Raw genomic sequence first — 21,315 nt, 5'->3', positions numbered from 1 at the left:
TCAAACTCCCAAAGTACCCGTAGGGGTTACTGAACTGTTTCTGGGCCCTTCATGTCGCCCGCGGCACCGTTTTCGGGCAGAATACCCATGCGGCGCGCCACTTCCTGATACGCTTCCTTCACGTTGCCGAGGTCGCGGCGGAAGCGGTCCTTGTCGAGCTTTTCGTTTGTGCGAAGGTCCCACAAGCGGCAGTTATCTGGCGAAATTTCGTCAGCCAGAACAATGCGCATGTCCTCGCCTTCCCAGCAGCGGCCAAACTCAAGCTTGAAGTCCACCAACTGGATGCCAATGCCGCTGAACAGGCCGCACAGAAAGTCGTTTACGCGCATGGCCATGCCCGTAATGTCTTCCAGGTCGTGGGGGCAGGCCCAGCCAAAAGCGATAATATGGTCTTCCGAGACCAACGGGTCGCCCAGTTCGTCATTCTTGTAATAGAATTCGACAATCGGGCGCGGCAGCCGCTGGCCTTCAGGAATGTTGAAACGTTTGGAAATGCTGCCAGCGGCAACATTGCGGATCACCACCTCAAGCGGAATGATCTCCACTTCCTTAACCAACTGCTCACGCATGTTGATCCGGCGGATAAAGTGGGTGGGAATGCCAATTTCTTGCAAGCGGAGCATCAGATGCTCGCTAATGCGGTTGTTGAGCACGCCCTTGCCGGTAATCACACCGCTTTTGGCACCATTGCCAGCCGTGGCATCGTCCTTGAAGTATTGCACAAGGGTCCCCGGTTCTGGACCTTCAAAGAGGATTTTGGCTTTACCTTCATAAAGCTGGCGGCGACGGGCCATGATGATCCTTACCTGTCGAAATGTGTAAGGGCGGCTGGGCGGCCGCCCCAAAAACCGGGGGAACCAAGCATGCGGTTCACCCCTTTATTGACCCAGTGTTCATAGCAGGCTTCCCGCGTGGAGGATACAGCCTGTAAGTGACGGGGCTGGCCTTACTGCTTGGGGCCAGCCTCGCCAAAGATTTTTTCAAACTGGAAATCCAGCGCCTTCAGGTGCTGGCGGCTGTCCATGGCAGCGTCAAGCACATCGGCTGGAATGCGGCCCGAAATTTCAGCGTCATCAGCCAGATTTTCACGGAAAGTCTTGCCTTCGGGCGTGCCCAGCTTGGTCCATGTGGCCATCGCGTTGCGTTGGACAATACGGTAGGCATCCTCGCGCGACATGCCTGCTTTGGCCAGAGCCAGCAGGACCTCGCCCGAGTGCACGACCCCGCCAAGGCTTTCGATATTGGCGGCCATGCGGTCGGGGTAAACCACAAGTTTGGAAATCATGCCCGACAGGCGGGCGAGCGCAAAGTCCAGACCGATGGTGGCATCGGGGCAGATGTTCCGCTCAACCGAGGAATGGCTGATGTCGCGCTCATGCCACAGGGCCACGTTTTCCAGTGCCGGAATAACAGCGGCACGGACCAGACGGGCAAGGCCGGTCAGGTTTTCGGTCAGCACCGGGTTGCGTTTGTGGGGCATGGCGGAAGACCCCTTCTGCCCCGGATGGAAGAATTCCTCAGCTTCGCGCACTTCCGAGCGCTGAAGGTGACGGACTTCCGTTGCAAGCCGTTCAATGCCGCTGGCAATGACAGCCAGAGCACAGAAAAATGCTGCATGGCGGTCACGCGGGATAACCTGTGTGGAAACAGCCTCAGCCTGGAGGCCAAGACGTTCGGCAACATAGGCTTCTACCCGTGGGTCCAGATGGGCGTAGGTGCCGACCGCGCCGGAAATGGCGCATGTGGCAATTTCGGCCCGTGCGGCTTCAAGGCGGGTTTTGTTCCGCGCGAACTCGGCATAATGGCCAGCAATTTTGAGACCAAAAGATGTGGGTTCGGCATGAATGCCGTGGCTGCGGCCAATGGTCAGCGTGTGTTTGTGTTCAAACGCACGGGCCTTCAGGGCGGCCAGAGTTTCGTCCAGATCCTTGAGCAGCAGGTCGGTGGCTTGCACAAGCTGCACGGCAAGGCAGGTGTCCAGCACGTCCGAGGAGGTCATGCCCAGATGGACAAAGCGGCTTTCCGGGCCAACTTTTTCGGCAAGCCATGTCAGGAATGCAATGACATCATGCCGGGTTTCGGCTTCGATTTCATCAATTCTGGCAAGGTCGGCATCGGAAAAAGCGGCCATGGCGGCATCGCCTTTTTCACGGACGATCTTGGCGGCTTCCTTGGGCACTGTCCCGTATTCGGCCATGGCCTCGCAGGCCAGAGCTTCGATCTCGAACCAGATTCGATAGCGGTTTTCAGGGGACCAGATTGCGGCCATGACGGGGCGGGTATAGCGCGGCACCATAACGCGAATTCCTTAACCAGAACAGTTAGAACCTCAGAACAGGTGGCGCCTCTCTAGCGGATTTCGCGCATGTCGTCTGCCCGCAATACGGAAAACTTTGACATTTTCTGCCATGTGCCAGAAATTCCCGCCATTCAATGCTTGTTTTGGAATCGGAGTTATTGTGGCCAACCTATTTGATTCTGCCAGTTTTCCGGCAGTAGCCGCCCTCCTGCAGGTTGTGCTGATCGATGTGACTCTGGCCGGAGACAACGCGGTTGTCATTGGCATGGCCGTGCGTTCGCTCAGTGGGGCGCAGCGGCGCAAGGCCATTTGGGCTGGTGTGGGGCTGGCTGCTGTTATCAGGGTATTGCTGGCGCTGGTTGCGGTCAAACTGCTCGCCATTGTGGGCCTGACACTGGCCGGTGGTCTGCTGTTGCTGTGGGTATGCTGGCGTATGTACCGCGAGATGCAGCATACGCAGGCGGAAGATGGAACGGGTGCGGCCGCACCAGGCAGCCTGCGTTCGGCCATTATCAAAATCCTGATCGCCGATTTGTCCATGAGCTTGGATAACGTGCTGGCGGTGGCTGGGGCTGCGCGAGAACATCCGGGCATTCTGGTTATGGGGCTTGCGCTGTCCGTGGTGCTTATGGGGCTTGCTGCATCGCTGATCGCGCGCCTGCTGGAGCGTTACAAATGGATTTCGTGGGTGGGGCTGCTGGTTGTTCTTGCCGTTGCGGTGGAACTGATCGTAAGCGGTGGCGGAGAGGTCTGGGGCCATTTGTCCTGAACCTGACGCAGGTGTGGCAGGCAAGCTCTTAACTCCCCGGCACAAAGAGCTTGCCAAATTATAAGAAACCCGTTGAATCTCGGGTATGACCCGTTTTTATCCTTCATGGCGGCGGCAGCTTGTCGCTGCGGTTTCTCTGGTCGGTTTTTCCCTGACCGCCTGTTCTGGCCCATCGGCTCAGCAGGTGTCTGCAACTGCGGATGATGGACCGGCCGGGAGTGCGGCTGCCTCACAGGGGGCGCCGTTGACAGGCAGCCTGAACGACCGGCTGGAAACCTGGCTCCGCCTTGTCAGCCCAACACATGCGAGTGCACAGGATTACGCGGATTTTTTGCAATCCGGCAGTATATGGCCGCGCTGGTCAGTGCTGACCCTGCGCATGCAGCAAGCGCTGGCGAACGAGACGGATGCACAGGTTCTGGCGCGTTTGTGCCATACCCAAAAGCTGACTTACGCTCCAGCCCTTGCACAGTGCGCAACGCAACTGGCGGATGATAAGCCACTCCAGCAACATCTGGCGGGTGAAGCCCTGACAGCCTGGACGGACGGGAACGATACCTCCACTGCGGCCAGTACGCTGGCTGCAACATTTGGCGCAGTGCTGACCCCCCAAAGCTCATGGCTGCGTTTTGACCGGCAGGAACGCACAGGGCTGCTCAGTGCCGCCCAGCAGACCCTGCCCTACCTTTCCACCGCCCGGCAGCCTTTGGCGCAGGCGCGTCTGGCGTTGCGGAATAATGACCCAACCGCGCAATCCCTGTTTGACGCCCTTCCCCCTTCTTCTCGCACGGACCCGTGGCTGGTGCTGGATCTGGCGCGCTGGCTACGCAAACAGCAGCGTTACGATGATGCCGTGGCATTATGGAAAGCAGGCGCGGTTGAAGCGGAAAGAACAACACGTTCCAAACTGTTCTGGCGGGAGCGGGATGGGCTGGCGCGTGAACTCATCCAGCAGAATCGGGCGCAGGACGCCTTTGCCGTGGCGAATGACACGGTCGCTGATGGGGAAAGTCGGCTGGATGCCGTGTTTCTGAGCGGCTGGATCGCGCTGCGTATGCAGCATGATACGGCAACGGCGGAGGACTTTTTTCGCCAGCTTACAGGCTCTTCGTCCCTTATTACCCGCAGCCGTGGGTTTTACTGGCTTGGACGTGCCCGTGCGGCCGGGGGCAACATGGCTTCCGCACAAGCGGACTGGACCCGCGCAACGGCTTACCCCGGCACCTATTACGGTCAGATGGCGGCAGCAACACTGGCTGGTCCGGGCAATGCCCTGTTAGCGCCAGAGCAGGTGCCAGCCTTGATCGTGCAAAATCTCAGGGCGGCCAACAATGCCGCTCCTTCATCTTCTGAAGAAAGTCTGCCGACTGGCAATGACCTGCTGCTGGCTGCTCTTAGGCTGGCATCCATGGGGGATAAGGACCACACGCGCGATTTTTTGAATCTGTTTGAAAAACAGGTTACACAAACACAGCAGCGTCAGGCTCTTTCCTCTCTGGCCTTGCGGCTTGGTGTGCCGGATATTGCCGTAACCATTGCCCGCCATGCGGGGCGGGATGGGGTGTTTATGCTGCGCTCAGGCTGGCCCCTGCCCTACACACCACCACAGAGCACTTTGCCGCGGGATTTTGTTATGGGTCTGATGCGGCAGGAAAGCAGCTTCAACCCAGATGCCATCAGCCCATCCAATGCGATCGGGCTTATGCAGCTCAAACCTTCTACAGCAGCGGATATGGTCCGTGCCGCCGGAGTGCCCCCCTCAGCCGCCACAGCTCAGGGGCTGCGGGACCCGCAGAATAATATGCAACTGGGCACAGCTTACCTGCTCCACATGCAAGATCGGTTCGGCCCCATAGTTCCCTATATGGCCGCAGCCTATAATGGCGGTCCCACCCGGTTAGCCAGATGGTTAAGCACGGCAGGCGATCCCGCACGCACCGGCGGCGACATGGAACAGATGGTCGACTGGGTGGAAAACATCCCCTACGCCGAGACACGGAATTACGTGCAGCGTGTGTGGGAAAATATGATTGTTTATAAAGCACTGGAAACACCATAATGACCCCTGCCCGTCTGATTGCAACTTTTGGTGGCTGTGGTCTGGCCCCCCGTGCGCCCGGTACCGTCGGGTCGGCTGCTGCGTTACTGGTGGGGCTACCCCTGCTCAGGCGGCCACGCGCCTTGGCTTGTGCTGCCGTTGCGGCAACGCTTGTTGGCTGGTGGGCTACAACCCGTGCAGGGGAAGGTGAAGACCATAGCTGGATTGTGATTGATGAAGTGGCGGGGATGTGGATAGCCCTGCTGGCCTGTTTGCCCGACAGCACTGCAGGTGAAGACGCCGCCAAAATCACGCATCGGTTATTATGGCCAATTGTAGCATTTGGCCTGTTCCGCATATTCGACATTACCAAACCCGGCCCCATTGGCACGTTGGACAGGCGGCATGATGCTATCGGCGTGATGGGGGATGATGTTGTGGCAGGCGTTGCCAGTGCGGGCTGTGTGCTGGCGTTGCGTAAAATATGGGCTTTGCGCTCGTAAAAGGGGCAAAATATGTGTGATCAGGCGGTGGTTTTTGGCCCTGCGGTTCTGGCGGAGGCAGCGCGGGTTCTGGATGTGTTGCGCCTTGCTGGTATGCGGGTTGTTACGGCAGAAAGCTGTACGGGTGGTCTGGTCGCAGGAGCGTTAACGCATTTTGCCGGGTCGTCAGATGTGACGGAAGGTGGGTTTGTAACTTACTCCAACAGCATGAAGCAGGCTGTGCTTGGTGTGCAGGCGAATACACTGGCGGCTTACGGAGCGGTGAGTGCCCAAACGGTCGAGCAAATGGCCGAAGGGGCGCTAAACGCCTGTAGCACAGCGGGTATTGCTGTTTCCATTTCTGGCATTGCAGGACCAGGTGGAGGGAGTGAGGACAAACCTGTTGGTCTGGTCTGGTTTGCAACGGCGTTGCGGGGGCAGGCAACCCACACAAGTCGGCAGATATTTGCTGGGGACCGGGCAAGTGTGCGCGAACAGGCCATAGTGCATGCCCTAACTCTTATTTGCTCCAGACTGTAAGCTGCCAGTAAGGCCGGGCTATTGCCTGTCAGCCGGGTTGTAAACGGGGGCTTCCAGTAATTCGGGAGCCATAACGCCTGTGCCTCTGGCTATGGTGCCATCTGGTAAAACAGGCGGCGCTGCGGACTTTTCTGGCTCTACCGCTTTGGCGCGCTGGGTCTGGGCCAGACTGCGGGCGTTAAGGGTATCTGTCGCGTCCGGGGTGTCAGCCTTTGTATGTGGGCGTGCCGTTTGCACCCCTTGTGATGGCGCATTGTTTGCCAGAGCGTGTGCGGCAGGCGTTAGCAGCCCCCCAACTGCGAGCAGATAAAATAGCTTAGGCATGATCCACTCCCTTTTGCTGATAGCCTGACTAAGACCCTGTGGGGGCTTTGCCGCGCGGTTCAGCTTACCGTTTTCTGGCCCGAAATAGCAGGGTTTGTTGTTGCGGAACCCGCCGGTAGGGTTGGGGGGCCATAAACTTCTTTAGCACGCTTGATAAAGGCGGAAACCATAAGGCGTGTTGCCTCGGTAAAGACCACCCCGATTGCGGCCTGGAGAATGCGGGAGTTGAACTCAAAGTCGACAAAAAAATCGACTTGGCACCCACTGGCATGCGGCATGAACTTCCACACATTGCGCAGATAGCGGAATGGACCGCGCTCGTAGCGGACGGTAATTGTGGTAGGCCGGTCCAATGTTACGCGGGAGGTAAAACTTTCACGGAACGGGCCAAAGCCTATGGTCAGGTCGGCAACAAGTTCTGTTTCGGTGCGTGTGCGTAAGCGTGCGGCAACGCACCAAGGTAAAAAAGCCGGGTAGTGTGCAACGTCCGCAACCAGATCAAAAATCTGGTCAGGGCGATAGGGCAGAACACGCGTCTCTGCGTGTTTAGGCATTACAGAGCCTCCTTCAGGCGTTTGTTGCGTGCTTCGCGGAGTTGCGCAAAGTCTGTATCGGCATGGTAGGAAGACCGCGTAAGGGGGCTGGAGCTTACCTGCAAAAAGCCTTTTACGCGCGCCATGGTGCCGTAGTCCTCGAATTCTTGTGGTGTCACAAAACACGCAACGGCAGCGTGTTTGACCGTGGGCTGCAAATACTGCCCCATTGTAATAAAATCCACATCAGCAATGCGCAGATCATCCATGACCTGAGCGATTTCCATTTTTTCTTCCCCCAACCCCAGCATAAGCCCGGACTTGGTAAAGATGGAGGGATCAAGTTGTTTAACCCGGTCCAGCAGGCGCATGGACTGGTAATAGCGCGCACCCGGCCGAATGGTGGGATACAGGCGCGGTACGGTCTCCAGATTATGGTTGAACACGTCCGGGCGGGCTTTAACAACCACCTCTAGCGCCTTGTCCTTGCGTAAAAAATCCGGGGTCAGGATTTCGATTGTCGTGCTGGGGGATGTGGCGCGTATGGCCTGAATAACATGGGCAAAATGCAGCGCGCCGCCATCGGGCAGGTCGTCACGGTCCACGGAGGTAATAACCACATGCCGCAGGCCCAGCCTGGCCACGGCTTCGGCCACGCGTTCAGGTTCGCCCTCATCCAAGGGTTTGGGCAGGCCAGTGCTGACATTGCAGAACGCGCAGGCCCGAGTGCAGATTTCCCCCATGATCATCATGGTGGCATGGCGCTGTGACCAGCACTCCCCAATATTGGGGCAGGCGGCCTCCTCACACACAGTGACCAGCTTGTTATCACGCATGAGGGCGCGTGTTTCGTGGTATGTCGGGTGGTTGGGCGCTCTAACGCGTATCCACTCCGGTTTGCGGGCAATGGGGTTGTCCGGTCGGTGGGCCTTTTCCGGATGCCTTATCCGGCTGGTCCCACCTTTTCGATGATCAATCTCAACACGAGTAGACATGACTTCGCCCATTTATACCCAAAGAGTGCAGATAGAACTGGAATGCCCTCGCCTGCCCGTCAAGGCGTGAAGTGGCGATGAAAAGGAAACGGGACATCAAACCCTAGAGATTGATGCCCCTCCCCTTGGTAAACTGGGACTAAAAGTGCAAAGCGCCATCATAGGCAGCAAGAACGGCCTCATGCATGGATTCAGAAATGGTCGGGTGCGGGAAAATGGTTTCCGCCAGTTCTGCTTCTGTCAGTTCACCCGTGCGGGCAATTACGTAGCCCTGAATCATCTCGGTTACTTCCGCACCAATCATGTGGGCGCCAAGCAACTCGCCTGTCTGGGCATCAAAAACAGTTTTGATCAGCCCGTCAGGCTCACCCATGGCAAGGGCCTTGCCGTTGGCAAGGAGCGGGAACCGGCCAATACGCACCTTGTAGCCTGCGTCACGGGCTTTGGCTTCGGTGTAGCCAACGGAGGCGATCTGCGGGCGGCAATAGGTGCAACCAGGTACTTTGGTCGGGTCAATGGGATGGACTTTCCGGCCTGCAATGGCTTCCACGCACATAACGGCTTCATGGCTGGCCTTGTGGGCGAGCCATGGTGCACCTGCCAGATCGCCAATGGCATAAACGCCGGGTTCGCCCGTACGGCACAGGGCGTCTGTGACCACATGCGTCCGATCGACCTGAATTTTTGTACCTTCCAGCCCGATATTTTCTACATTGCCCACAATACCAACGGCGGAAATGACCCGTTCGGCAACCAGAGTGTCGGTTTTACCATTGTGGGTCACAGGAATGCGGACATCGGTTGCCGTTTTTTGCAATGCGCCAATTTTGGCGCCGGTCAGTACGCGAATACCCTGTTTTTCAAACGCCTTACGCGCAAGCTGGCTGATTTCCTCGTCTTCAACAGGAAGGATACGGTCAGCAACTTCCACTAGCGTTACATCCGCGCCCATATTGCGATAAAAGGATGCAAATTCGGTACCAATGGCGCCAGAACCAATGACAACAAGGCTCTTGGGCATGGTTTCTGGCACAAGGGCTTCCTTGTAGGACCAGACAAACTGACCATCCGGTTCCAGCCCGGGCAGAATGCGCGCGCGTGCACCGGTTGCCAGAATAACATGCTGGGCGGTCAGGGTTGTCGGGGGAGCGCCGTCCTTGGTGACAAGAACCTTGCGCCGCCCATTGGCGGCAGTACCATCCAGCTTGCCATAGCCATTAAAAACCGGAACCTTGGCTTTTTTAAGCAGATGCGCAACACCGGCTGAAAGCTGCTTGGAAACGGCGCGCGAACGGCCAACAATTTTCTTAAAATCAAAGCTTACGCCCTCGGCCTTAAACCCATAGGCAGGCAGGTCGTGTAGCAGATGATTGATTTCCGACGCCCGAAGCAACGCCTTGGTGGGAATGCACCCCCAGTTAAGGCAGATGCCGCCAAGGTGCTGGGCTTCAACCACAGCTACGGAGAGTTTAAGCTGGGCGGCGCGCAGGGCGGCAACATAACCACCCGGCCCACCACCAATGACGATAACGTCAAAATCTGTCTGGCTCATGGTGCCAAATTTCTCCCGCAAAAGGCCGCGTTACAGAACAAGAGCCAGAGGCGACTGCACAATGGAGCGGAAAGCCGAAAGCCATTTGGCTGCCAATGCCCCATCCACCGCACGATGATCGACCGAGAGGGTAACGGTCATGACCGTTGCTACTTTTATCTCATCACCGCTCACAACGGGCTGCCGTTTGCCTGCCGCAATGGCCAGAATGGCGGCCTGAGGCGGGTTCACAATCGCTGCGAATTCCTTGACGCCAAACATGCCCATGTTGGAAATGGAGAACGTGCCGCCCTGGAATTCCTCGGGTTTGAGCTTACCTGCGCGCGCACGCGTGACCAGAGACTTGGCTTCCTGACTGATCTGCTTCAGGCTTTTGCGGTCTGCTGCGCGCACGATGGGCGTGATCAAACCTTCATCGAGAGAGACTGCGACCGAAATATCCGCGTCCTCATGCAAGATCATGGCGTCATCGGTAAAGGAAGCATTGACTTCCGGCACCTGTTTAAGAGCCAGAGCGGCCGCCTTGATCAGCATATCATTGACCGATAGCTTGAATGCATCTGGCCCGCTATCGCTGGATAGAGCGTTCAACTGCGAGCGTAGCGCCATAAGCGCGTCCAGTTCCACATCCATGGACACATAGAAGTGTGGAATGGTGGCCTTGGATTCACTCAAGCGCCGGGCAATGACCTTGCGCATGGTGGAGTGTGGCACCGTACGGCTAGCCCCCGCAGGGAGAGGCACTGTGTCCGGCGTGTGCGGCTGTGGCGCTGCGGCCTGCTGAGCGCCTGCCGCCTCCACATCGCGTTTGACAATGCGCCCATTGGGGCCTGTGCCTTTGAGGGTGGCAAGGTCCACACCTTTTGCCGCAGCAATCCGCCGGGCCAGAGGTGATGCCACAATGCGGTTGGTCGGGCGTTCTGCCTGCTGTGGTGTTACGGCAGGTGCTGGCGCGCTGGCGGTCACGGCAGGCGTAGGAGCCGCTGCCGGTGCCGCGTTGGCTGTAGCGGACGCAGTGGAGGCTTCAGGCACGGCTTCCCCTTCCTCCACCATAATGGCGATCGGGGTATTCACCGCAACGCCCTCAGCCCCTTCGGGAACAAGAATGCGGCCAAAAATGCCATCTTCTATGGCTTCCACTTCCATGGTGGCCTTGTCGGTTTCGATCTCGGCCAGAACATCGCCATTGCTGACCGTATCGCCCTCCTTTTTCAGCCAGCGGGCAATTTTACCCTCTGTCATGGTGGGGGAAAGGGCGGGCATCAGAATTTCAATTGCCATCTTGCAACACCTCAGATCAGGCTGCGCACGGCTTTAACCACGTGCTCAGGCTGCGGGAGAGCCAGTTTTTCCAGATTGGCGGCAAATGGCATGGGAACATCCACGCCCGCCACGCGTACAGGCGGGGCATCCAACCAGTCGAAGGCATGTTCAATAACCTGCATGGCAACCTCGGAGCCTATGCCAGCAAACGGCCAGCCTTCTTCCACCGTAACAAGGCGGCTGGTCTTTTTTACGCTGTTGACAATAGTGGCTGTATCCAGCGGACGAATGCTCCGCAGGTTGATCACCTCGGCCTCAATGCCCTGTTTGGCAAGTTCGGCCGCTGCATCAAGCGCTGTGCCAACCGCAATGGAGAAGGCAACAATGGTTACGTCCGTACCAGCACGTTCGATTTTGGCTTTGCCAATGGGGAGAATAAAATCCTCATCAACCGGGCAAGGGAATTTCTGCCCGTAAAGGATTTCGTTTTCCAGAACAATGACCGGGTTGGGGTCGCGGATAGCAGCGCGTAAAAGCCCCTTGGCATCTGCCGCGGACCATGGTGCAACAACTTTAAGACCGGGTACATGCCCGTACCAGCTTGCATAACACTGCGAATGCTGGGCACCCACGCGTGCGGCAGCACCATTGGGGCCACGGAAAACAATGGGGCAACCCATCTGCCCGCCTGACATGTACAGCGTTTTGGCGGCGGAGTTAATAATGTGGTCAATAGCCTGCATGGCAAAGTTCATGGTCATGAACTCAACAATCGGTTTAAGCCCGGTCAGGGCTGCCCCCACTGCCATGCCCGTAAAACCGTGTTCGGTAATAGGCATGTCCAGCACGCGCTTTTCACCAAACTCCTGCAACAGCCCCTGCGATATTTTGTACGCACCCTGATATTCAGCGACTTCCTCACCGAGCAGGAAGACGTCCTGGTCACGCCGCAGTTCTGCCGCCATGGCATCCCGCAGGGCTTCACGCACGGTAATGTCCTGCGTTTCACCCCAATCGCGTTCAGGCTCTGCGGTTGTATCCGTTATGGGGGCTGCGGGCACACTGGCCTGTGGGGTAGGCTCTGCCGCAGGGGCGCTGGCCGGTGTGTTCACACTCGACTGGCTGGCCACGGTATCGGGCACGGCCTCGCCATCTTCCACAACAATGGCGATCGGGGTGTTGACAGCAATCCCCTCCACACCTTCGGCGATGAGGACACGGCCAAGAACACCGTCTTCAATGGCTTCAATTTCCATTGTGGCCTTGTCGGTCTCGATCTCGGCCAGAACATCCCCAGCCGTAATGGTTTCCCCTTCCTTTTTCAGCCAGCGGGCAATTTTGCCTTCTGTCATGGTGGGGGAAAGGGCGGGCATTAAAATTTCAGTCGCCATAATTGCTCAGGCCTCCAGCACAACGTCCGTATAGAGTTCAGAAGGATCAGGTTCCGGGCTCGTCTGTGCGAATTCGGCTGAGTCGTTCACGACGGCTTTAATTTCGGTTTCCATGGCTTTTAGTGTGGCCTCTTCCACCCCGGCATCAAGGAGGATGTGTTTGACGTGCTCAATCGGGTCACGCGTTTTGCGGACCTGATCGACTTCATCACGCGTGCGGTATTTGGCCGGGTCGGACATGGAATGACCACGGTAGCGGTAGGTCATCATTTCCAGAATGTACGGGCCTTTGCCTGCCCGGCAATGTGCAACGGCCAGAGCGGCGGCAGCATGCACGGCTGCCACGTCCATGCCATCAACCTGTAGGCTGGGAATGCCCCATGGTTCGCCATTTTTATACAGATTGTGAGAGGCCGAAGCCCGCTCGATTGCCGTGCCCATACCGTATTTGTTATTTTCGATGACAAAAATACAGGGCAGCTTGTGCAGGGCCGCCAGATTGAAACTTTCGTAAACCTGTCCCTGCCCTGCCGCGCCATCGCCAAAATAGGCCACGGCCACTTCATCCGTACCGCGATATTTGTTGGCGAAGGCCAGACCAATGCCCAGAGCGACCTGCGCACCGACAATCCCATGTCCGCCATAGAAATTTTTCTCGCGCGAGAACATATGCATGGAACCACCTTTGCCATGCGAGTAGCCCGTGGCGCGACCGGTCAGTTCTGCCATAACGCCACGTGGGGTCATACCTGCAACAAGCATCTGGCCATGATCACGGTAGGATGTGATGAGTTTATCCCCATCCTTCAGGCACATCTGTATGCCCACCACAACAGCTTCCTGCCCGATGTAAAGGTGGCAGAACCCCCCGATCAGGCCCATGCCATAAAGCTGTCCGGCTTTTTCTTCAAATCGGCGGATCAGCAGCATGTCGTGGTAAGCGGTTAAAAACTGCTCCCGGGTCAGTGATGGGCCATTGCCACCGACTGCGCCGACCTGCTCAGATGTTGTTTCCATGTATGGACCCTCTACGATACATAGGTAAATGCGTCTTAACGTAATGTCTTGGCGGCCAGAGGACTGGTCGATCCGAGCATTTTATCCTGTTTTTTGTATAAAAAAATGCTGTCTGATCAGGGCACCTTGGTCATTTGGCGTTATATTCTCCTGATCTGCCACCGCTTTTGTGCTGTAGCCGGGTGTTGTCTATGCGCATGCCGCGATCAACGGCCTTGCACATATCGTAAAGCGTCAGAGCCGCAGCGGATACCGCAGTCAACGCCTCCATTTCCACTCCGGTTGCGTCTTTTGTTGTAACAGTCGCGCTGATCTCGATTTTGTCATCGGCGGGAACCAGATCAACCGTTACGGAGGACAGGCGCAAAGGGTGGCACAAAGGAATAATGTCAGCCGTTTTTTTGGCCGCCATAATTCCCGCAATCCGTGCCGTTGCCAGCACATCCCCTTTGGGCATGGAACCCGAGACAATAAGGTCCAGAGTCTCGCGGCGCATATGCACCTCAGCCGCGGCAATGGCCTTGCGGACTGTCTCGTCCTTGCCGGATACATCGACCATCCGGGCATGCCCGGATGAATCCAGATGTGTCAGGGGCTGTTCGCTCACGATTATTCAGACCCAAGCAATGTGCGTGCGGCCGCACCCGGGTCAGGCTGGCGGAGCAGGGTCTCCCCGACCAGAAAACCGGTTACGCCAATGGCGGCAAGCTGCGCAATTTCCGCATGCGTTTTAATCCCGCTTTCGGAGATGATAATCCGGTCGGGTGGTACTAAAGGCGCAAGCAGGCTGGTGGTGTTGATGTCCGTGGTCAGGGTTTTGAGGTTGCGGTTGTTAATCCCGATCAAAAACGTGTCCAAAGCCAGAGCACGGTTCAACTCGTCTTCATCGTGGACTTCAACCAGAACGTCCATGTCCAGACCTTTGGCGTGGTCAACCAGTTCGAGCGCCATTTCGTCCGTCAGAATAGACATGATCAGCAAAATGCAGTCCGCACCGATCATCCGGCTTTCGTACACCTGCCATGGGTCCAGAATAAAATCCTTACGCAGGACAGGCAGCGCGCAGGCGGCCCGAGCCGTTGCAAGATCCTCGTTTGCACCATGAAAGCACGAACTTTCGGTCAGTACGGAAATGCACGCCGCCCCGGCCTGTTCGTATGCAACGGCGATACGCGCCGGATCGTAATCTTCTTGCAAAATACCAGCCGAAGGAGATGCTTTTTTGATCTCGGCAATCAGGCCCACAGCGCGGTCGGCTGCTTTTTCCTTCAGCGCACGACCAAAGCCACGGGGGGATTCCTTGGTTTCCTGCGCTTTGGCCACAACTTCCTTCAGCGGGTGCAGTGTGGAGCGATGTTCCACTTCCAGCCGTGTCCGCGCACAGATGCGGGAGAGAACATCTGGTAGTTCATCTACTTTGCTGTCTGGTGTGACGGCAGAGGCAGCTACAGTGGACGTGGAGGATGTATCGTTCATGATTGTCCTGTCATGTCTCAGGCGTGTGCATCGGGGAGCGATGCACGTAAACCATTGAGCACTGCAAAAGCAGTACCATTGTCGAGCGAGCGTGCGGCGGTTGCCACACTGTTCTTGAGGCTGGCCGGGTCAATCTGGCCATTCCGCAAGATGGTCTGTTGACCGGCGACATGCAGCGCAAATGCCGCGTTCAACAGAACAGTATCACGGTATGCACCATGCGCGCCACGCAGGAGTGCTTCAAGCGCCTGCGCATTGTGCTGTGCATCGCCCCCTTTAATGGCGGAGACGGGGGCGTAGGGCAAACCCGCCATGTCGGGTTCGATCTGGTAGGACTGGATCTGCCCGCCTTCAAGCGCCACAGCCTGCGTGGGGCCAGCCAGTGTTATCTCGTCTATACCATCCTGCCCGTCCTGCGGCTGGCCGCAAACCGTCCATACACATTCTGACCCCAAGCGGGCCAGAACCTCTGTAACGGGCCGAAGCCACTGGGTGGAAAAAACGCCCATAAGCTGCCGTTTGACACCCGCAGGGTTGACCATTGGCCCCACCAGATTGAACAGCGTGGGCAGGGCCAGAACCTTTCTCGCCCCTGCCGCGTGCCGCATGGCCGGGTGATGGTGTGGTGCGGCCATAAATATAACATGGTGGCGGGCAAGCTGCTCGGCAAGAACCTCTGCCTTGGCAGACAATGGCACGCTCAGGGCCGCCAACACATCGGATGCGCCGGAAAGGGAGGAAATGGCCCTGTTCCCATGCTTGGCCACAGGCACCCCAAGGGCTGCGAGAACAAAGGCCACTGCGGTGGAAACGTTCAGGGTGCCGTAATTATCGCCACCCGTACCACACACATCAACCGTGTTTGCGGGGGCGTTGGGCACCGGGTACATTCTTTGGCGTAGAGCGGTTACCGCGCCAAACAGTTCGTCCTGTGTTTCCCCGCGCACGCGCAGGGCCATCAGAAAAGCGGCAATCCGTTCGGGTGGCACATTGCCATCCATAATACTGCCAAAGGCCGCTTCCGCTTGTGCAGCGCTCAGGGTTTTGCGTTGCGCAAGGCTGGTCAAAATACTGGAAAAAAAAGCCGGGTCCTGCGTGCCTGTCGCAGCAATTATGGGGTCAGGCATGGACCATGCCTGCCTTCCATGCCCGTGCGTTGGTCAGAAAATTACGGAGCAGGTCATGCCCGTGTTCCGATGCAATGCTTTCGGGGTGGAACTGCACACCAGAAATGGGGTGCAGTTTGTGCCGGATACCCATGATGATACCATCAGCCGTCCATGCCGTGACCTCAAGGTCATTGGGGATGCTGGAGGGTTCAAGGGTCAGGCTGTGGTAGCGGGTTGCGTTGAACGGGCTAGGAAGGCCCGCAAACACATCGCTCCCGTTATGGAAGACGGGGCTGATTTTGCCGTGCATGGGGGTTGGCGCGCGCACAACCTGCGCCCCGAAGACCTGCCCGATCGACTGGTGGCCAAGGCATACGCCAAATACCGGTATTTTGCCGGATGCTGCGGCAATCAGGTCACAGCAGATGCCCGCCTCGTTAGGGGAGCATGGGCCGGGGGACAGAACAATGGCATCAGGTGACAGGGCCATGGCTTCCGCCACGCTTAATGCATCGTTACGGCGGACGTCACATTCCTCGCCCAGCTCACCCAGATAGTGAACAAGGTTAAAGGTAAAGCTGTCATAATTGTCGATCAGTAGGATCATGGCGGAATGATGACCTTTTCGTGCGCACGGGTCAAATGACGTGAAGGAAAGGCGCGGCTATATGCGCCCTGCCCGCGCCATGACCAGAGCTTCCTCGGCAGCGCGGAAGACAGCCCGCGCCTTATGTTGTGTTTCCTCGTACTCGGATTCCGGCACACTGTCCGCCACAACGCCGCAGCCTGCCTGCACATGCATGGCGCCGTCTTTCACAACGGCCATGCGCAGGCCAATGCAGGTGTCCATGTCCCCACCTGCCCCAAAATAGCCAATGCAGCCAGCATAGGTGGCGCGGCGGGTGCGCTCGACTTCGTCAATAATTTCCATGGCGCGGATTTTGGGGGCACCAGTGAGCGTGCCTGCCGGAAAAGCCGCAACCAGCGCATCCAGTGCTTCCAGATCAGGCTTGAGCATACCCTCCACATTGGAGGAAATGTGCATGACATGGCTGAAGCGTTCGATCACAAACCGTTCGGTCACCTTGACCGAACCGGGAGTGCAGACGCGACCCACATCGTTGCGGCCCAGATCAATGAGCATCAGGTGCTCGGCAATTTCCTTCTGGTCGGCCAGCAGGTCCTGTTCCAGCGCCAGATCTTCGGCTGCGGTCTTGCCCCGTGGCCGTGTGCCCGCCAAGGGGCGGACAGTCATTTTGCCATCCCTGAGCCGCACCAGAATTTCGGGCGATGACCCCACGAGCGAGAAGGCCCCAAAATCCAGATGGAACAGGAAAGGCGCGGGATTGATGCGCCTGAGAGTCCGGTAGAGGGCAAGCGATGGCAGCGCAAAAGCCGTTGAAAAACGCTGACTGGGCACAACCTGAAAGGCATCCCCTGCTGCAATGTAGTCCTGAATACGGGTAACGGCTGCGCAGAAATCCTGATGACTGAACGTGGAGGTTGGCTCCGTAAAAGCCGGGATGCCTGCCTGTGGGGCGGGTTGGGGGAGCGCACCACTCAGGCACGTTCTGGCACGCTGGAGGAGTGCCTGTGCGCGTTCCCATGCATCTTCAGCACTATCGGTTGCGCTGGGGCGGATTGGTGTTGCCAGAATGAGTTCATCTGTCACCGTATCAAACACGGCAAACAGGCCGGGGCGCATCAGAATGGATTCAGGCAGGTTCAGGTCGTCTGGCGGGGCATCGGGCAGATGCTCCATCTGGCGCACCATATCGTACCCCAGATAGCCGAACAGGCCGCCAATCATGGGGGGGAGTTCTGGTGGCGGGTCCATGCGGGAGGCATGGATAAGGGTGCGAAGGCTGGTTAGTGGCGCGGTCGCGTCTGGCTCTGCGTGTGTTGGCAGGCCATTCTGGCAGGTGCTGGTGCTGACCTTGCCATTATGGCAGGTCCAGACAAGGTCGGGCCTGAGTGCAATGACAGAGTAGCGGCCACGGGTTACGCCGCCTTCCACACTTTCCAGCAGTAAGGTGTACTGGCCGCTGGCTCCATCAAGATGGGCCAGTCGCATATAGGCGGATACTGGGGTTAGCAGGTCTGCTGGTTCGACAGAGTAGATAATCGACCCCCTGCCCTCTTTCCATGCGGTGGCACAGGCCTCCCGGCTGGGGGATGCCGCTGTGTGTGCCTTCATGCCAGAACTCACTGGACATTCCCCCCAAATCCAGCGGCGGACAGCGCTGCCTGAATGGCGGAATTGTTAATGTGTGGGGGTACCCGTTTAGTAAGGTCCTGCACATAGCTGGCGGCGAGGTCATCGCCATAAGCCTGTGCCAGATTATTCCGCAGTTTTTGCATAACATCGGCCGAAGCAGGCGGGGTGGGTACAAAAACCTTGGTGACTACAGCAACAAAAAATGTATCCGCGTTTTCGGCCATGACGGCCTGTCCCGGCTTCATGTGCGGAATATAAGTGGCAATCTCGGACGGCAGAGCTTTGTTGGGGTTGGCAAAGGAGAAAGGAATATCGCGGGCAATCTGAATGCCGGATGCATTCTGGCCTGCAATGCTTCCCTTCTGGCGTGCTGCCAGAAAGAGCGCTGTTGCCTGCTGGTCGGCTGTATGGTGGCGGGCATCGGCCTGCCATGCGGCCAGAACGTCGGCTTTTGCCTGTTCAAACGTGCGCGGGGTGGCGGGGGTTATGGAATCAACCTCTACTGCGAACCAGCTATTGTCCGGCCCTTCGATCAGGTTCGGGCTGTCCCCGGCTTTTTGGATAAAGATCTGGTGCACAATGGCATCACGCAGCTTACCAGATGCCGGAATCGGAGCAGGCTGTTTTTCCGCCGTGTTCCCCTGAGCATCCAGCGAGCCGGAAATGGCCGCAGCCCCCACGGTGTCGGGAATGGCGTCCAGCCCTTTGCCTGCAATGGCGTCCTGTAGCTGCCGGCGGCGTTCGGTTACAACAGATGGTGCTGCGGCAGTGCGGTACTGCTGCAGAATTTCCTGTTTGGCGTCCGCAAAGGGCGTGCTGTGTGCGGGCAGAACTTTGGTGACCCGGAAAACAGACCAGCCCATTTCGGTTTTAACCGGTCCCATGACCTGCCCCTGCGGTGCCTGAAACAAGGCTTGTTTGAGCACGTCCGAGGGAATGGTCGCCGGGCGCGCGCCCGGCATTTCCACCGAGGCCGCACCTTTGACTGCACTCTGCGCCGTCTGCCAGTCGCCCTTGAGCTTCCACGCATCGGCAATTTTCTGGGCGTCAGCTTCCGATGTGGCCGTTATGAGCTGGATGTTGCGTGTTTCTGGCACGTTGTAGTGGCTGCTTTGCTCTTCATACACATGCTTGAGCTGCGCATCATCCATTGTAATCGTATCCGCCACGGTTTTGGGGGACAGAACAACAATACGCGCATGCCGCAGTTCGGGGGTGCCAAACTGCCACAGATGGTTGGCATAATACCGCTCCAACGTGGCGTGGTCCGGTGTTGGCAGGGCAGGTTGTGCGGCAACGGGAATGCTGATCAGATCAACCATACGGGTCGTGGCGCCGTAATTGACCAGAGTGTTGAACATGGTGTTGGAAACGGTCCCACCCTGCGCCATGGGCTGGAGCAGGGTGCGTACAGTCAGGTCATCACGGATCATGTCCAGCACCTGCTGTTCGTTCAGCCCCTGCGCGCTAAGGCGCTGGTTGAACACGCTGCGGTCAAACTGGCCTGTCGGCCCTTTGAAGTAAGGGAGTGCGAATACCTCGTCCCTTATGGCGGAATCCGGCACGATAATTTTAAGCTGGCGTGCGGCTTCGAGCAGTTCTGCCTGTGCAATAAGGCGCTGAAGAATCTGGCGTGCGATCTGCCCCTGCATAATGGGGGACAGAGCAGACGGGTCCTTAACCCCCATCTGCTGGGTAATTGTTGGCATTTCCGAGCGTAGGGCCATGGCCAGATCACGCGTGGGTATGCGGTGCTGGCCAACACGGGCCACCACATCGGTCTCTTCGCTCATGAAGCCGATAACGTCGCCAATGCCCCAACTGACAAAAGCCAGAAAAACAACAATGGCAATAACGCGGCCCAGCCACGATTCAACAAGTACTCGGCGCAGGTAGGAAATCATGACCCTATGGATCCACAGCTCATCATAAATGGTTTATGCTGATTGCAGCACATCTTGGGGCGGCACCATAAGCGGAGGTGTGCCGCTTGACCAGACATAACCGTTGTGGGGCAGCAATAAGGTATTGACCCTCTCTTGCCCCCGGGTGTGAGTGTATGGTTTAGCCTGTTGCCAGCAGCGCCATGGTAGACGCACAGGTTGCACTTGGCAGCACAGGAACTGGAGGAAGGGTATGAGCAGACAGATTATTGTCGGCAACTGGAAAATGAATGGCACACGCCAGGACGCGCAGGCGCTGGTGCAGGCCCTTGTTGGTGGTCTGCCCGCATCCGCGCCGGATGTGGTCGTCTGCCCGCCCTTTACGCAGCTTGCGCTTGTCCAGCCCACATTGGCAACCTCCCCCATTGGTCTTGGTGCGCAGGATTGCCACAAGGACGCGGCCGGGGCGCATACGGGGGACATTTCTCCCGTCATGCTTGCAGACCTTGGTGTGAGTTATGTGATTCTCGGTCATTCCGAACGGCGGCAAGAGCATGGCGAGCTGGACGAAACCGTGCGTGAAAAAGCCGTAGCCGCCACCAAAGCTGGCCTGACCCCCATTGTTTGTATTGGCGAGACGGAAGACCAGCGCGACAGTGGTGAATATGAAGATGTGCTTGGCTGGCAGATCAAAGGCTCGCTTCCCGATGGTTTTGCCGGTATTGTGGCTTACGAACCCATCTGGGCCATTGGAACGGGGCTTGCCGCGACAACTGACCAGATAGCCCAAACCATGTCTTTTCTGCGTGCGGAATTGGTCCGACAGTTTGGAGAGGCTGGAAAAGCTATCAAAATCCTGTATGGAGGGTCCGTAAACGCCGGGAATGCTGTTTCCGTTCTTTCCATTCCCGAGGTCGCGGGCGCACTGGTTGGTGGCGCGAGCCTTAAGGCGGATGCATTTCTTTCTATTGTCAACGCAGCATCCGCTGCCTGACATCGCTGCTTTGATCTGGAACCCGACATGACGACAGCCCTGCTGATCCTGCATTTCTGTGTCACTATTGCTCTGATTGGCGTTGTGCTGATCCAGCGGAGCGAAGGTGGCGGCCTTGGTATTGGTAACAGTCAGGGTATGGGAGCCTTCATGTCCGGTCGCGGGACGGCAAACCTGCTGACCCGCACCACTGCCGTGCTGGCGGGCCTGTTCATGCTGCTCTCGCTCCTGCTTGCAATGCTTTATAAAGGCGGCGTAAGCGGCGCTGGGCATGATATTCTGGCCCAGCCGCCGGTGGAAAGCGCTCCAGTCACCACCTCTGCGCCACCAGCGGTTCAGACACAGGCACCCCCCGCGGCTGCCAAGCCCTGAAAAATGCTGACATCCTTCTCTGATATCCGTCTGATACACAGAGAAGGCCATGAATTTTTG

The 21,315-nt window shown here is 57.6% G+C and carries 21 protein-coding genes; 6 read left to right on the top strand and 15 right to left on the bottom strand.

Going from position 1 to position 21,315, the window contains the following annotated elements; translation table 11 throughout:
• Nucleotides 1-26 precede the first annotated feature (26 nt).
• Both purC and purB read right to left on the bottom strand, forming a co-directional pair.
• Nucleotides 27-794, bottom strand: coding sequence for a phosphoribosylaminoimidazolesuccinocarboxamide synthase (gene purC / locus AABE20_RS00740; protein ID WP_338331372.1), 768 nt, complete (start codon nucleotides 792-794; stop codon nucleotides 27-29).
• 152 nt (nucleotides 795-946) lie between these two features.
• The gene (purB, locus tag AABE20_RS00735; protein ID WP_338331371.1) at nucleotides 947-2,296 is read right to left on the bottom strand and encodes an adenylosuccinate lyase; all 1,350 of its coding nucleotides are present in this window, start codon (nucleotides 2,294-2,296) and stop codon (nucleotides 947-949) included.
• Between the two features lie 163 nt (nucleotides 2,297-2,459).
• Between purB and AABE20_RS00730 the strand changes: the two genes are divergently transcribed.
• The 4 genes from AABE20_RS00730 to AABE20_RS00715 all read left to right on the top strand — a co-directional run bounded on the left by AABE20_RS00730 (nucleotide 2,460) and on the right by AABE20_RS00715 (nucleotide 6,128).
• The gene (locus AABE20_RS00730) at nucleotides 2,460-3,068 is read left to right on the top strand and encodes a YjbE family putative metal transport protein (protein ID WP_338331370.1); all 609 of its coding nucleotides are present in this window, start codon (nucleotides 2,460-2,462) and stop codon (nucleotides 3,066-3,068) included.
• A gap of 85 nt (nucleotides 3,069-3,153) precedes the next feature.
• Nucleotides 3,154-5,127 carry a lytic transglycosylase domain-containing protein gene (locus AABE20_RS00725; protein ID WP_338331369.1) on the top strand — a complete coding sequence of 658 codons (1,974 nt, stop codon included), beginning with the start codon at nucleotides 3,154-3,156 and terminating at the stop codon, nucleotides 5,125-5,127.
• The gene (locus AABE20_RS00720) at nucleotides 5,127-5,609 is read left to right on the top strand and encodes a phosphatidylglycerophosphatase A family protein (RefSeq protein WP_338331368.1); all 483 of its coding nucleotides are present in this window, start codon (nucleotides 5,127-5,129) and stop codon (nucleotides 5,607-5,609) included. Before AABE20_RS00725 ends, AABE20_RS00720 begins: the two co-directional genes overlap by 1 nt.
• Nucleotides 5,610-5,621: 12 nt before the next feature.
• Nucleotides 5,622-6,128 (top strand): CinA family protein, encoded by a 507-nt coding sequence (locus AABE20_RS00715; protein ID WP_338331367.1) that lies wholly within the window; start codon nucleotides 5,622-5,624, stop codon nucleotides 6,126-6,128.
• A gap of 18 nt (nucleotides 6,129-6,146) precedes the next feature.
• Here AABE20_RS00715 and AABE20_RS00710 read toward each other — a convergent pair whose 3' ends face one another.
• The 13 genes from AABE20_RS00710 to AABE20_RS00650 all read right to left on the bottom strand — a co-directional run bounded on the left by AABE20_RS00710 (nucleotide 6,147) and on the right by AABE20_RS00650 (nucleotide 19,910).
• Nucleotides 6,147-6,452: a hypothetical protein gene (locus AABE20_RS00710; protein ID WP_338331366.1), complete on the bottom strand. Its 306-nt coding sequence runs from the start codon at nucleotides 6,450-6,452 to the stop codon at nucleotides 6,147-6,149.
• A 59-nt stretch (nucleotides 6,453-6,511) separates the two neighbouring features.
• On the bottom strand, nucleotides 6,512-7,006 hold the full coding sequence (locus AABE20_RS00705; protein WP_338331365.1) for a type II toxin-antitoxin system RatA family toxin: 495 nt from the start codon (nucleotides 7,004-7,006) through the stop codon (nucleotides 6,512-6,514).
• Complete coding sequence (lipA, locus tag AABE20_RS00700) at nucleotides 7,006-7,980, bottom strand: lipoyl synthase (protein ID WP_338331364.1); 975 nt, start codon at nucleotides 7,978-7,980, stop codon at nucleotides 7,006-7,008. The genes AABE20_RS00705 and lipA overlap by 1 nt, the downstream gene beginning before the upstream one ends.
• A 139-nt stretch (nucleotides 7,981-8,119) precedes the next feature.
• Nucleotides 8,120-9,532: a dihydrolipoyl dehydrogenase gene (lpdA, locus tag AABE20_RS00695; protein WP_338331363.1), complete on the bottom strand. Its 1,413-nt coding sequence runs from the start codon at nucleotides 9,530-9,532 to the stop codon at nucleotides 8,120-8,122.
• Between the two features lie 30 nt (nucleotides 9,533-9,562).
• Nucleotides 9,563-10,813, bottom strand: a complete 1,251-nt coding sequence (locus tag AABE20_RS00690; RefSeq protein ID WP_338331362.1) for a pyruvate dehydrogenase complex dihydrolipoamide acetyltransferase — start codon at nucleotides 10,811-10,813, stop codon at nucleotides 9,563-9,565.
• A gap of 11 nt (nucleotides 10,814-10,824) precedes the next feature.
• Nucleotides 10,825-12,186: a pyruvate dehydrogenase complex E1 component subunit beta gene (locus AABE20_RS00685; protein WP_338331361.1), complete on the bottom strand. Its 1,362-nt coding sequence runs from the start codon at nucleotides 12,184-12,186 to the stop codon at nucleotides 10,825-10,827.
• Nucleotides 12,187-12,192: 6 nt separating this feature from the next.
• Nucleotides 12,193-13,203, bottom strand: a complete 1,011-nt coding sequence (pdhA, locus tag AABE20_RS00680; RefSeq protein WP_338331360.1) for a pyruvate dehydrogenase (acetyl-transferring) E1 component subunit alpha — start codon at nucleotides 13,201-13,203, stop codon at nucleotides 12,193-12,195.
• 130 nt (nucleotides 13,204-13,333) lie between these two features.
• A complete protein-coding gene (gene moaC, locus AABE20_RS00675; protein ID WP_338331359.1) occupies nucleotides 13,334-13,810 on the bottom strand; it encodes a cyclic pyranopterin monophosphate synthase MoaC in 477 nt (158 codons plus the stop codon).
• A gap of 2 nt (nucleotides 13,811-13,812) precedes the next feature.
• A complete protein-coding gene (gene trpC, locus AABE20_RS00670; RefSeq protein ID WP_338331358.1) occupies nucleotides 13,813-14,679 on the bottom strand; it encodes an indole-3-glycerol phosphate synthase TrpC in 867 nt (288 codons plus the stop codon).
• Nucleotides 14,680-14,696: 17 nt separating this feature from the next.
• Nucleotides 14,697-15,806, bottom strand: coding sequence for an anthranilate phosphoribosyltransferase (gene trpD / locus AABE20_RS00665; RefSeq protein WP_338331357.1), 1,110 nt, complete (start codon nucleotides 15,804-15,806; stop codon nucleotides 14,697-14,699).
• Nucleotides 15,799-16,395, bottom strand: a complete 597-nt coding sequence (locus AABE20_RS00660; protein ID WP_338331356.1) for an anthranilate synthase component II — start codon at nucleotides 16,393-16,395, stop codon at nucleotides 15,799-15,801. The genes trpD and AABE20_RS00660 overlap by 8 nt, the downstream gene beginning before the upstream one ends.
• Nucleotides 16,396-16,452: 57 nt before the next feature.
• Nucleotides 16,453-17,985, bottom strand: a complete 1,533-nt coding sequence (gene trpE, locus AABE20_RS00655; RefSeq protein ID WP_338331355.1) for an anthranilate synthase component I — start codon at nucleotides 17,983-17,985, stop codon at nucleotides 16,453-16,455.
• Nucleotides 17,986-17,993: 8 nt separating this feature from the next.
• Nucleotides 17,994-19,910, bottom strand: a complete 1,917-nt coding sequence (locus tag AABE20_RS00650) for a peptidylprolyl isomerase (RefSeq protein WP_338331354.1) — start codon at nucleotides 19,908-19,910, stop codon at nucleotides 17,994-17,996.
• 232 nt (nucleotides 19,911-20,142) lie between these two features.
• Here AABE20_RS00650 and tpiA point away from each other — a divergent pair, with 232 nt between their 5' ends.
• Nucleotides 20,143-20,883, top strand: coding sequence for a triose-phosphate isomerase (tpiA, locus tag AABE20_RS00645; RefSeq protein ID WP_338331353.1), 741 nt, complete (start codon nucleotides 20,143-20,145; stop codon nucleotides 20,881-20,883).
• 27 nt (nucleotides 20,884-20,910) lie between these two features.
• A complete protein-coding gene (gene secG, locus AABE20_RS00640; protein ID WP_338331352.1) occupies nucleotides 20,911-21,255 on the top strand; it encodes a preprotein translocase subunit SecG in 345 nt (114 codons plus the stop codon).
• The last annotated feature ends 60 nt before the right edge of the window (nucleotides 21,256-21,315 follow it).

The organism is Acetobacter zythi, from assembly GCF_963921165.1.
Taxonomy (GTDB): Bacteria; Pseudomonadota; Alphaproteobacteria; order Acetobacterales; family Acetobacteraceae; genus Acetobacter.
The sequence above is the reverse complement of the archived record's forward strand: the minus strand, read 5'-3'. Positions and strand labels throughout refer to the sequence as shown.

Coding starts and splice junctions, on each gene's coding strand:
- purC (WP_338331372.1), bottom strand. CDS start 794: ATGGCCCGTCGCCGCCAGCTTTATGAAGGTAAAGCCAAAATCCTCTTT.
- purB (WP_338331371.1), bottom strand. CDS start 2,296: ATGGTGCCGCGCTATACCCGCCCCGTCATGGCCGCAATCTGGTCCCCT.
- AABE20_RS00725 (WP_338331369.1), top strand. CDS start 3,154: ATGACCCGTTTTTATCCTTCATGGCGGCGGCAGCTTGTCGCTGCGGTT.
- AABE20_RS00720 (WP_338331368.1), top strand. CDS start 5,127: ATGACCCCTGCCCGTCTGATTGCAACTTTTGGTGGCTGTGGTCTGGCC.
- AABE20_RS00715 (WP_338331367.1), top strand. CDS start 5,622: ATGTGTGATCAGGCGGTGGTTTTTGGCCCTGCGGTTCTGGCGGAGGCA.
- AABE20_RS00710 (WP_338331366.1), bottom strand. CDS start 6,452: ATGCCTAAGCTATTTTATCTGCTCGCAGTTGGGGGGCTGCTAACGCCT.
- AABE20_RS00705 (WP_338331365.1), bottom strand. CDS start 7,006: ATGCCTAAACACGCAGAGACGCGTGTTCTGCCCTATCGCCCTGACCAG.
- lipA (WP_338331364.1), bottom strand. CDS start 7,980: ATGTCTACTCGTGTTGAGATTGATCATCGAAAAGGTGGGACCAGCCGG.
- lpdA (WP_338331363.1), bottom strand. CDS start 9,532: ATGAGCCAGACAGATTTTGACGTTATCGTCATTGGTGGTGGGCCGGGT.
- AABE20_RS00690 (WP_338331362.1), bottom strand. CDS start 10,813: ATGGCAATTGAAATTCTGATGCCCGCCCTTTCCCCCACCATGACAGAG.
- AABE20_RS00685 (WP_338331361.1), bottom strand. CDS start 12,186: ATGGCGACTGAAATTTTAATGCCCGCCCTTTCCCCCACCATGACAGAA.
- pdhA (WP_338331360.1), bottom strand. CDS start 13,203: ATGGAAACAACATCTGAGCAGGTCGGCGCAGTCGGTGGCAATGGCCCA.
- trpC (WP_338331358.1), bottom strand. CDS start 14,679: ATGAACGATACATCCTCCACGTCCACTGTAGCTGCCTCTGCCGTCACA.
- trpD (WP_338331357.1), bottom strand. CDS start 15,806: ATGCCTGACCCCATAATTGCTGCGACAGGCACGCAGGACCCGGCTTTT.
- AABE20_RS00660 (WP_338331356.1), bottom strand. CDS start 16,395: ATGATCCTACTGATCGACAATTATGACAGCTTTACCTTTAACCTTGTT.
- trpE (WP_338331355.1), bottom strand. CDS start 17,985: ATGAAGGCACACACAGCGGCATCCCCCAGCCGGGAGGCCTGTGCCACC.
- AABE20_RS00650 (WP_338331354.1), bottom strand. CDS start 19,910: ATGATTTCCTACCTGCGCCGAGTACTTGTTGAATCGTGGCTGGGCCGC.
- tpiA (WP_338331353.1), top strand. CDS start 20,143: ATGAGCAGACAGATTATTGTCGGCAACTGGAAAATGAATGGCACACGC.
- secG (WP_338331352.1), top strand. CDS start 20,911: ATGACGACAGCCCTGCTGATCCTGCATTTCTGTGTCACTATTGCTCTG.